We start from the raw sequence: 2163 nt of genomic DNA, 5'->3' as shown, positions 1-2163 counted from the left end.
AGCATCGACGCGTTCGCCCGGCGCCTGCCGCTGCGGGCCGCGGCGATGCTCCTGCGGGTCCTGGAGGAGGCCGACGACGCGGCGGCGCCCCGCCTGGACGCCCTCGTCACCCGCTGGTGCGAGGTGTACGGGGACCGGTTCGGGGCGCGCTGGGTGCCGGTGCCCCACCAGGTCGAGCACCAGGCGCGGACGACGATCGCGGCCGTGCGGCACGCGCAGGGCTGAGCCCGGCGCCCAGGTCGCCCCGGGGACGGAGGCGTCCACCCTGCCGGGCAGGGCGACCGCTCAGGTCGCGGACAGCCGGAACGACATCCGGCCGAAGCCGATCTGGTCGCCGTCCTGGACGACGACGGCGCCGGTCACCCTGCGGCCGTTCACGGAGGTGCCGTTGGTCGAGCCGAGGTCGCGCAGCACCCATGCCCCGCCCTGGTGGCTCAGTTCGGCGTGCACGCGCGAGACCGACTCGTGGCTGAGCCGCAGCCCGTTGGCCGGGTCGCGGCCGATGCGCAGCGGGTAGGGGTTGGCCGCCGGGGGCAGCAGCAGCTTCGGCAGCCGCTCGACGGTCCAGGCCCTGCGCAGCCGCACGGTGAACCCCGAGACGGCGCCGACGGCCCCGAACACGGCCCGCGACCAGCGGTTCTCGGGCCGCAGATCGGCGGTGAGCACCTCGAGTTCGGCGGATCTGCGGGCGGCGAGCGCCAGCTCCATGCGGCGTACGAACGTGTCGTGCGAGAGCCGGCCGAGCGCGACGCCGTCCCTGAGCACCTTCAGCGCACGGTCCCGCTCGGCGTCGGACAACCGGGCCGGGTAGGTGTGGTGTTCAAAAGAGGACGTCACGCTCGTGATTGTCGGGCAGCGCGGCCGGGGTGTCCAGAAAACGAAGGCCGTCACGCCCTGCCCGCTGTTACGTTCGAGCCCGCCGCGACCGCGAACGGGCCGCCACCTGAGGAGAGTTCTTGACTTCTGCACCGCACGATCTGACGGTCCGCGCGCTCGGCGAGGCCGACGCGCACCTCTTCCGCACGATGGACGACCCGGGCCTGGTCGGCCGCGTCGTCACCGGGGTCGACTACCGCACCCGCGGCGAGGGCGGCGACTACGACCCCGCCTGGTCGTGGGTGGCGCTGCGCGGCGGACGGGTCGTCGCGCGGGCGGCCTGGTGGGGCGGCCCGGACGACGACGAACCGGTCAACCTGAACTGGTTCGACGTCGGCGAGGACGACATCGAGGCGGGCGTCGCCCTGTTGCGGCAGGCCCCCTACGACGTCGAGTACGAGCTGATCCTGCCCGCCGACTGGCAGGAGCGCCCGGACGCGCGGGCGGCCGCGCAGGCACGCATGGAGGCGGCCCGGCAGGCGGGCATGCGCCGGCTCGTGGCCCGTTTCCGGTACCGGTGGACTCCGGCGGACGGGCTGCCCGCACGCCCGGGGCGCCTGGTGTTCCGGCCCGAGCCGGACGACGCGGTGGTCCTGGACGTGCTGCGCCGCGTGCACGCGGTGACGCTGGACGCGCACGCGCTGCAGGCCGTCGAGGAGGGCGGCCTCAACCGGGCCGCGCAGGCGGAACTGGACTTCTTCCACTGGTGCCCGTCGCCGCGGGAGTGGCTGCGGCTGGCGTACACGCCAGGCGGTGAACCGGTCGGCATCGCCTTCCCCGCCTACAACCACACGGGCCCCGTCGTGGGGTTCATCGGGGTCGTGCCGGAGCAGCGCGGCCGGGGTTATGCGTATGACCTCCTGGCAGAGTCGACGCACTTCCTGGTCGAGCAGGGCGCCGAGTACGTCCTCGCCGACACGGACGAGACGAATGTCCCGATGGCGGCGAACTTCACGAAGGCCGGGTACCCGGTGGTGCAAAAGCGCGTCCATTTCGTGTGACCCGGGCCGCACCTCGGCGAATCGGCCCCGTGACGATCAAGCGTGACGCACCATGGACGCGCAGTCACCGGCCACAGACGAGGGGAACCGTCCGTGCAGTTCGAGGTGTGGGCACCACAGGCGGAGCGGGTCGCGCTCCATTGCGACGGCGACGTGCGGGCGTTGGAACCCGATCCCGGCCGGGTGGGCTGGTGGGCGGGGCGGGCCGACGCCGAGGACGGCACGCGGTACGGGTTCGCGCTCGACGACGGGCCCGTGCTGCCCGACCCGCGCTCGCGCCGCCAGC

2 protein-coding genes and 2 pseudogenes are annotated in these 2163 nt (G+C 73.9%); 3 read left to right on the top strand and 1 reads right to left on the bottom strand.

Annotated features, from left to right (window positions below):
- Positions 1-225, top strand: a pseudogene (locus G3I40_RS20250) (3-hydroxyacyl-CoA dehydrogenase); the annotation flags it as partial.
- 60 nt (positions 226-285) lie between these two features.
- Here G3I40_RS20250 and G3I40_RS20245 read toward each other — a convergent pair.
- A complete protein-coding gene (locus tag G3I40_RS20245) occupies positions 286-837 on the bottom strand; it encodes an FHA domain-containing protein (protein WP_164303552.1) in 552 nt (183 codons plus the stop codon).
- Between the two features lie 188 nt (positions 838-1025).
- Here G3I40_RS20245 and G3I40_RS20240 point away from each other — a divergent pair, with 188 nt between their 5' ends.
- Together G3I40_RS20240 and G3I40_RS20235 are read left to right on the top strand one after the other, a co-directional pair.
- On the top strand, positions 1026-1877 hold the full coding sequence (locus tag G3I40_RS20240; protein ID WP_164303553.1) for a GNAT family N-acetyltransferase: 852 nt from the start codon (positions 1026-1028) through the stop codon (positions 1875-1877).
- Positions 1878-1970: 93 nt separating this feature from the next.
- Positions 1971-2163: pseudogene (locus G3I40_RS20235) on the top strand (malto-oligosyltrehalose trehalohydrolase); the annotation flags it as partial.

The organism is Streptomyces sp. SID14478, from assembly GCF_010548525.1.
GTDB lineage: Bacteria > Actinomycetota > Actinomycetes > Streptomycetales > Streptomycetaceae > Streptomyces.
This window is presented reverse-complemented; position numbering and strand designations above follow the sequence as displayed.

What these genes read in the sequence shown, in the direction of transcription:
- G3I40_RS20240 (WP_164303553.1), top strand. Translation starts at nt 1,026, where the DNA reads ATGGACGACCCGGGCCTGGTCGGCCGCGTCGTCACCGGGGTCGACTAC.